8 protein-coding genes are annotated in these 8,184 nt (G+C 68.9%); 1 reads left to right on the forward strand and 7 read right to left on the reverse strand.

The features are described from left to right. Positions 1–55 precede the first annotated feature (55 nt). The 7 genes from ACYVAG_RS14115 to ACYVAG_RS14145 form a co-directional block, all read right to left on the reverse strand. A complete protein-coding gene (locus ACYVAG_RS14115) occupies positions 56–427 on the reverse strand; it encodes a biotin/lipoyl-containing protein (protein ID WP_460770662.1) in 372 nt (123 codons plus the stop codon). A 13-nt stretch (positions 428–440) separates the two neighbouring features. Next, positions 441–713, reverse strand: coding sequence for a hypothetical protein (locus ACYVAG_RS14120; RefSeq protein ID WP_460770664.1), 273 nt, complete (start codon positions 711–713; stop codon positions 441–443). After that, positions 710–2,272 (reverse strand): acyl-CoA carboxylase subunit beta, encoded by a 1,563-nt coding sequence (locus ACYVAG_RS14125; RefSeq protein WP_460770666.1) that lies wholly within the window; start codon positions 2,270–2,272, stop codon positions 710–712. The genes ACYVAG_RS14120 and ACYVAG_RS14125 overlap by 4 nt, the downstream gene beginning before the upstream one ends. A gap of 11 nt (positions 2,273–2,283) precedes the next feature. Continuing rightward, positions 2,284–3,780, reverse strand: a complete 1,497-nt coding sequence (locus tag ACYVAG_RS14130; protein ID WP_460770668.1) for a methylmalonyl-CoA carboxytransferase subunit 5S — start codon at positions 3,778–3,780, stop codon at positions 2,284–2,286. A gap of 130 nt (positions 3,781–3,910) precedes the next feature. Beyond that, positions 3,911–6,112: a putative bifunctional diguanylate cyclase/phosphodiesterase gene (locus ACYVAG_RS14135; RefSeq protein WP_460770670.1), complete on the reverse strand. Its 2,202-nt coding sequence runs from the start codon at positions 6,110–6,112 to the stop codon at positions 3,911–3,913. A gap of 53 nt (positions 6,113–6,165) precedes the next feature. Further along, a complete protein-coding gene (locus tag ACYVAG_RS14140) occupies positions 6,166–6,411 on the reverse strand; it encodes a hypothetical protein (RefSeq protein WP_460770672.1) in 246 nt (81 codons plus the stop codon). Beyond that, positions 6,408–7,859, reverse strand: coding sequence for a glycosyltransferase family 2 protein (locus tag ACYVAG_RS14145; RefSeq protein ID WP_460770674.1), 1,452 nt, complete (start codon positions 7,857–7,859; stop codon positions 6,408–6,410). Before ACYVAG_RS14145 ends, ACYVAG_RS14140 begins: the two co-directional genes overlap by 4 nt. Before the next feature lie 115 nt (positions 7,860–7,974). Between ACYVAG_RS14145 and ACYVAG_RS14150 the strand changes: the two genes are divergently transcribed. Next, a partial coding sequence (locus ACYVAG_RS14150) for a hypothetical protein (RefSeq protein WP_460770676.1) occupies positions 7,975–8,184 on the forward strand: 210 nt, incomplete at its 3' end.

Below are 8,184 nucleotides of genomic sequence, written 5' to 3' on the forward strand. Positions count from 1 at the left end.
CGTAAAGCGGCAACCAACGCTGGCTGAGCGACGAAGGAGTCGAAGCCGCTGACCCCTATTCCGCCAGCTCGATCAGCGCCTGTCCGCCCTGCACCGCGTCGCCCGCCGCAACGTGGACCGCCGACACCGTGCCCGCCTTGGGCGCGGTGATCTCGGTCTCCATCTTCATGGCCTCCAGCACCACCAACACTTGGCCCGCTTCGATCGTCGCGCCCTCCTCCACGAGGATCCGCGCGACCGATCCCGCCAGCGGCGCCACGACCGCGTTCGCCGTCGCCGCCGGCACCGACGCCGACGTCGGCGCGGTCGGCGTCGAGTGGCCGCCGAAGCCGCCCAGCACGATCGACCCCAGGCCCGGCTTGGCCTCTTCCTCGACCTCGACGTCGACGGAGTACGCCGTGCCGTTCACAGTCACTTTCAGCTTCATGATGTCTCCTGGATCAACGCGAGTGCGGGACAGTACGGCTCTGGACGGCGCTGCGGCCCTGCTGGGCCCACGCCCCGGTCCGGCGGAAGTGGACGGCCTTCACCCTGGCGCGGTTGCCGAGGTACGCAGACACCGCCGCCGAGATCGCCATGACGACCTCTTCGGGAATCTCCGCGTCCGACCGCGCCTTGATCTCGGCCAGCTCCGACTCGACGGACTCGAGCCGCGCCGACAGCTGCTTGACGAGCTCGAGCAGCTCGTCCGGCGACGAAGTCGATGACGTCATGCCGGCCCCAGCCCGTGCTTCTTCGTCGGCCGCGTCTCGCGCTTCGCCGACAGGATCTCCAGCGCCATCGCGACCTCGCGCCGCGTGTCGGCCGGGTCGATGATGTCGTCGACCAGCCCGCGCGACGCCGCCATGAACGGCGTGGAGAACGTTTCACGATAGAGATCCACGAGTTCGGCCCGCTTGGCGTCCTTGTCGTCGGCCGCCTCGATCTCGCGCTTGAACACGATGTTGGCCGCCCCGTCGGCACCCATCACCGCGATCTCCGCCGTCGGCCACGCGAACACGCGGTCGGCGCCAAGGTCCTTCGAGCACATCGCCAGATAGGCGCCACCGTAGGACTTCCGGAGCACCACGGTGATCTTCGGCACCGTCGCGGCGGAGTACGCGTACAGCAGTTTCGCGCCGTGTCGGATGATGCCGCCGTGCTCCTGGGCCACGCCGGGAAGGAATCCCGGCACGTCGACGAGCGTCAGCAGCGGGATGTTGAACGCGTTGCAGAACCGCACGAACGTCGATCCCTTGTCCGACGAGTTGATGTCCAGCACACCCGACATCACCTGCGGCTGGTTCGCGACGACGCCGACCGTGCGGCCCGTGATGCGCGCGAAGCCCACCACGATGTTCTGCGCATAGCCTGCCTGCACCTCGAGGAAGTCGCCGTGGTCGACGATGTTGCCGATCACCTCGCGGACGTCATAGCCCTTCTTGCCGTCGGCCGGGACGATGTCCCGGAGAGCCTCATTCGGCTCCACCACATCGTCCGGCTCGACGATGGGCGGGTCCTCGGTGTTGTTCTGGGGCAGGAAACTCAGCAGCTTCTTCGCGATCAGCGCGGCCTGCTCGTCGTCGTCGGCGACGAAGTGGACGACGCCGGAGCGCGTCATGTGGGCGTCGGCGCCGCCGAGGTCGTCGGCGGTCACCTGCTCGCCCGTCACCGACTTGATGACGTTCGGCCCGGTGATGAACATCTGGGCCTTGCGCGTCTGGATGATGAAGTCGGTCAGCGCAGGGCTGTACGCGGCCCCGCCCGCGCACGGGCCCGCGATGATCGACACCTGTGGCACGACGCCGGACAGCAGCACGTTGTTGAAGAACACGCGCCCATAGCCCGACAGCGAGTCGATGCCTTCCTGCACGCGGGCGCCGCCCGAGTCGTTGATGAACACGAACGGCGTGCCGGTCGTGAGCGAGGCCTTCATCATCGCAACGACCTTGTTCGACTGGGTTTCGCCGGCCGAGCCGCCCATCACGGTGAAGTCCTGCGACGCCACGTGGACCGGGCGGCCGAGCACCGCGCCGGAGCCGGTGACGACGCCGTCGGCGGGGGCGACGGCCTTGTCCATGCCGAAGAATGTCGTGCGGTGCTTGGAGAACATGCCCGTCTCCTGGAACGTGCCTTCGTCCAGGAGGTCGGAGATGCGCTCGCGCGCGGTCCGCTTTCCGTTCTCGTGTTGCTTTTCGAGGCGCTTCTCGCCGCCGCCGAGCTCGACCTCGCGCTTCGCGGCGGCCAGCTGCTCGAGGCGCTGCTTCATGGAGGGCTGGGTGGTTTCAGTCATGGGGTGACTCCTCAGGCCGGTTCGACCGACACGGTGGATGTGCGGTCACCGACGGTGACCTTGTAGGTGATGGGCTCGCGTACGGCCTTGTCCTCCCCAGCCGCGCGCGCCCGGTCGGCCTCGACCTGTTCCGGGGTCCTGCCGACGTTCTTGGGGCCCTCGGCCCTTGTGGCGAAGAACTTCGGGGCGACGCCGGGGAACATCGCGTTGGTCAGCACGTCCTCGGCCGACCCGTTGTAGCCCTCGAGCTTCTGGGCGTCCGACACCAGCGTGTCCCACTCCGGCTCGAGCAGGTCGGCCGGGCGGTCGGTGATGGGCTCCTTCTTCGTCTGCTCCTGGGCCTTCGCGACGACCTCGGCGTTGCGTACGCCGGGGCACGTCCCGTAGTAGCCCAGCATCAGGTCGGCGAACTCGCCGGTCAGCACCTTGTAGCGCCCCATCAGCACGTTGAACACCGCCTGGGTGCCGACGATCTGCGACGACGGGGTCACCAGCGGCGGGAAGCCGGCGTCCTCGCGTACGCGGGGCACCTCCTCCATGACCTCGCGGATGCGGTCGCCCGCGCCCTGGGCCTTGAGCTGGGACTCCATGTTGGTGATCATGCCGCCGGGGATCTGTGACTTGAAGATGTCGGTGTCGACGCCGGTGATGGCCGACTCGAATCCCTTGTAGCGCGGGCGGATCTCGGCGAAGTGGTCGCGGATCTTCTCGAGTCGGTGCATGTCGAGGTCGGTCGTGTAGGGCGTGCCCTCGAGCATCTCGACGAGCGACTCGGTCGGGTTGTGGCCCGGGCCGAGCGACATCGACGAGATGGCGGTGTCGACGACGTCGGCGCCGGCCTCGATGGCCTTCATCAGCGACACGAGCGTCACGCCGGTGGTGGCGTGGCAGTGCACGTTGATCTGGACGTCGCCGTAGGTGTCCTTGATCGCCTTGACGATGTCGTACGCCGGCTGGGGCTTCAGCAGCGCGGCCATGTCCTTGAGCGCGAGCGACTCCGCACCCATGTCGAGGAGCTGGCCGGCGAGCTTCACGTAGCCCTCGGTGGTGTGCAGCGGCGAAACGGTGTAGCAGATGGTGCCCTGCGCATGCTTGCCCGTCTTCTTGACCGCCTGCATGGCCTGGGCCATGTTGCGCGGGTCGTTGAGGGCGTCGAACACGCGGAAGACGTCCATGCCGTTCTCGGCGGACTTCTCGACGAAGCGCTCGACGACGCCGTCTTCGTAGTGACGGTAGCCGAGCAGGTTCTGGCCGCGCAGCAGCATCTGCAGGCGGCTGTTCGGCAGCAGCTCACGGAACGTCCGCAGGCGCTCCCACGGGTCCTCGTTCAGGAAGCGGATGCACGCGTCGAACGTCGCTCCGCCCCAGCACTCGACACTCCAATATCCGGCCTGGTCGATCTCTTCACAGATGCCGACCATGTCCTCCATCGCCATGCGGGTGGCCATGAGGGACTGGTGGGCGTCGCGCAAGGCGACCTCGGTGACACCAATCTTGCGTGGGCTCATGGGTCTATCCAAGCAAAGGGGCGCAGCGGTCACGCGAGGCCCCCACCCCCTATGTCTGACCAATTGGTCTGGGCGTAGGCTCTCGTCGGACCACAGCACCCGTGCCGCCCCGGCGAGCCCCGGGGGTCACTCAGCCGCCGAGGTGGAGGCGTACGAACTCGTCATAGGGCACGGGCCGACCGATGCCGTACCCCTGACCGAAGTCGACGCCGAGGTCACGGACGACCTCCAGCGCGGCGCGGTCGACGATGTGCTCGGCCAAGGTCGTCTTGTCGAGTTCGCGCGCGACGCCGACCAACGAACGCACGATGGCGCGGTCGGCGGGCGAGCTGACGATGTCTGTGATGAATTGGCCGTCGATCTTGATGTGGGAGAACGGGAGCTGTTTGAGGTAGTAGAAGGACGCGGCGCCCGACCCGAAGTCGTCCAGGGCGATGTCGACGCCCCGGCGCAGCAGGCACGTGGCCAGGGCGCGCGCCTGGTCCATGTCGGCGACGACCATGGTCTCGGTGAGCTCGAGGACGAACTGGCCGGGGGCCGGGGGGCGCGCGTCGAGGAGGTCGGACAGGAGCGACTCGAAGTCCGGGCTGCTGACCGACGGCCCGGAGACGTTGGCGGCGAGGACGAAGCCGGGCGACAGGGCGACGAGCTGCTCGAGCAGGCGCAGCGCCTCGGCCATGACCCAGGCGTCGACTCGGGGGGCGAGCCCCGCCCTTTCGGCGAGCGGCATGAAGGTGTTGGGCAGCAGGAGCTCATCCCCCTCGCGCATGCGGACGACGGCCTCGGCGCCGCGGATGACCTCGGTGTCGAGGGTGAGCACGGGCTGGAGGTGGAGCTCGAACCGTCCGTTGTCGAGGGCGTCCTCCAGGCGGCGCTGCATGGTGAGGCGCTGCCCCATGCGTGGCCTGGACCCGCAGGTCGGGTCGTGCAGCGCGAAGCGGTTCCGGCCGCTCTCCTTGGCGTCGTACATCAGCATGTCGGCGAGCACCAGCGGGTCCGTGCCGTCCCTGCGCGCGCCGGCCAGGGTCACCGCGCCGACGCTGGCGGTGACGCGGCGCTGCTCGGCGCCCAGGCGCGACGTGGTCTCGCGTACGCGCGCGACGAGCCCGGCGGCCGCCTCGGCCGCCCCCGCCGAACCCGTGTCGGGCACCAGCACGGCGAACTCGTCACCACCGAGCCGGGCGATGAGGTCGTCGGGGCCGGCGGCCGTGCGGAGCCCGCGCGCGATCGCGACCAAGAGCTGGTCGCCGGTCAGGTGGCCGTGGGAGTCGTTGACGTCCTTGAAGTTGTCGAGGTCGACGAGCAGGAGGGCCGAGTCCTCCCCATCCTCCTCCAGCCGCTGCGTCCGCGCGGCGACGGCCTCGTCGAAACCCTCGCGGTTGAGCAGGCCCGTGAGCGGGTCGTGGACGACGCGCGCGGCGAGGATGCGGCTGCGGGCCATCGCGGTCGAGACAACCAGGATGAGGATGCAGCTGACGACGACGAACAGCTGGACCGACGTCGCCATGATGAGCCCGGAACCAGTGGCGCCGAAGGGTCCGGCGCCGAAGGTCTGGACCAGTGCGACGATGAGCGCCGCGGTCGCCGTCGCGTGCAGCGTCGCCAGCCACGGCGGGGCGCTGATGCCGCTGTAGAACAGGGGCAGCAGCAGGGCCAGCACCAGCGGCAGCTCCATGCCGGCGGCGAAGATGCCGCCGGCGAGGACCAGGGTGAAGCCGGCCACGATCATGACACGGTTCCAGCGGACCGGACGGTCCCTCTCGTCGCCGGTCACCCAGACCAGCCCGGTTCCGGTGATGGCGAGGATGCTGGCGAAGTTGCGGAAGAGCTGGCCGATGGCGGTGTCCCAGTGGAAGGGCTGGCCGTTGGCGACGACGGCGAGGGTGGCGCCGACGGACCCCACCGAGACGACGGCGAACACCACGAGGACGAAGCGGTACGCGTCCCGGGGCGTACGCAGCTCCATGGGTGGGGGCAGTGCCTCCCCACGGTGGGGGCGGTGGCGCAGCAGGTCGAGGCCGATGCGTACGCCGATCGCCATCATCTGGTTGGTGACCACGATCAAGGCGTTGCCCAGCAGCGTGAACCCGTCCAGGGCGAACACCGGGACGAGGACGACAGCGATGGCCACGGCGACGAACGCCAGCTCGCGGCGGCTGCGTGCGATGACGGCCCACAGCGTGACCACACCGCTGGCGGGCCAGAACATCGCCATACCAGGGTCGGAGTCGGCGAACAGCAGGCGCCTCAGGACCGCCGCCACCACGAGCGCGGGCAGGAACACCAACGCACGCCGGATCGCACCGCTCTGGGACGTCTGGTGGGTGCGCACTGTTTGATGATAGAGCGGCGTCCGGGGGCACGCGGGGCTTCGCCCACTTGCCCTCAGGAGAGCTCCGCGTCCCTGGCCTCGTCCCCGTGGGGCGCGGCCGGGACGTCGGGATAGATGCTCCGGTTGCGCGCGCGCTGGCGGTGGGGGCGGAACCACTCGAGCGGGCGGATCACCGGGAGCGTCTTCACCGTCGCCAAGGTCACGTACATGACGGTGTTCATCAGCACGAAGGCGGCGAGGACCGCGTACCAGCGCGACTCGAGCACCGACTCGGGCAGCAAGATGCCGAGGATGGTCATGCGAGCTCCTTGTTGTTGACGACCTGGCCGGTGGCGCTGACGTGGGTCCACTCGGCCTGCTTGGACCGCAGGATGTCAAGGACCCCCTTGAGGAACACGACGTTGAGGAAGGTGGCGTCGACAAGCTCGGGCAGCACCAGGGCCGCGAGCACCTTGCCGGCGAACGAGCCACGGCGGACAGTGACGACGCGCTCGAGGGCGAACAGCAGGCCCACGCCGACCCAGAACGGGAACCACACCCACTGGTTCAGGGCGAGGACGAGGATCGCCATCAGGAAGAAGTAGGAGAACAGCGCGACCGAGCCATAGCCGAGGGCGAGCTGCTGGAACCAGTAGCGCGTGGTCTGGGGCGTGACGCCGTACGCCCCGAGGTTCTCCAGCGCACCGCGCTGCCAGCGCAGGCGCTGCTTCCACAACGCGCCCAAGGTGGTCATGACCTCGGTCTCGACCCTGCACTCCGGCGGCGAGACCATGATCGCGCCCAGGCTCTTGAGCGCGAGGGTCATCTCGTTGTCCTCTGTGAGGGCCGCGGTGTCGTACACGTCGCCGTGGCGGCCGGGTAGCTCGGTGCCGCGCAGCTCCGCGACCGTACGCAGGGCCCGCGACCGGAACACCGAGGCGGTGCCGGTCAGCACGAACACGCGCCCGTTGCGGCGCTGGATGTCGCGGGAGTAGCGCGTGTACTCGTTGCGCTGGAACTGACCGAGCATGCCTCCCCCGGCCTCGCCGAAGAACAGGCCGCCCACGGCCATGAGGGCCCGGTCGTCGGTCAGGCGTCGACGGGCGGCGGCGAGGTAGCCGGGCTCGAGCACGGTGTCGGCGTCCATGATCATGGCGCAGTCGTTCTCGCCGAGCTGGGGCAGGAGCTGGCGCAGGCACTGGTTGAGGCCGCCGGCCTTCTTGTGCGTGTTCTCGACCGTGACGAAGACCTCAGCCCCGGCCTCGCGGGCGATGTCGGGAGTGCGGTCGGTGCAGTTGTCGGCGACGACGATGATGCGGTCGGGGGGCGTGTCCTGGGCCTTCAGGGAGGCCAGGGTGGCGCCGAGGCGGTCCTCCTCGTTGTGGGCCGGGATGACCACGGTGATGGTCACCTCGCCGTAGAAGACGCCCTCGGTGGCGTCCATGACGACCTGGGGCGCGAGCGGCGTGGTGTGGGCGTCGACGGAGCGGCGGTAGCGCCGGGAGATGGCCATCTCGATCCAGGTGACGGCGGCGGCGAGGGCGAGCGCGATGCCGATCGAGAGGACGAGGGCGGGCCACGTCGGGGCCTGCGGGTCCCAGGCGTACCCGAGCCAGCCGAACAGGCGTTCGTGGCGGACCTCGGCACCCTTCGGGGAGCCCACCAGCGCGACGCCGAGCCACAGCATGCCCGCAGCGGCGAGGGCGATGACGACGACGAAAAGGCCTACGGCCCGGTTGAGTCCGAAGGTGGTCGGGTTGTCTTGCATGTCGCTGCTTTCGTTGGGTGAAGTAGGTGGCACGAAATCTTGGAAAGGGCGTGAGGAACGAATGGGTGACAACTGATCGTTAGTGCCGGGAGGCGCTGGCGGGGAGGATGTCATCATGCCCGGTCCCTATCCCAGAGAATTCCGCGAGGACGTCGTCGCGGTCGCTCGTCGCCGCGAGAGCGGCGTCACCATCAAACAGGCTCATCCGAATCGAGGGTGGGTCGCGGGGGTGGCGCGTCGGTCTCGGGGTAGGCGTCGAGGTCTTCACATGATGGGAGTTCTCACGCTCCCCATCTGGAAGACCTCGACATGGCCGACGCTACCT

The organism is Mariniluteicoccus flavus, from assembly GCF_054776655.1.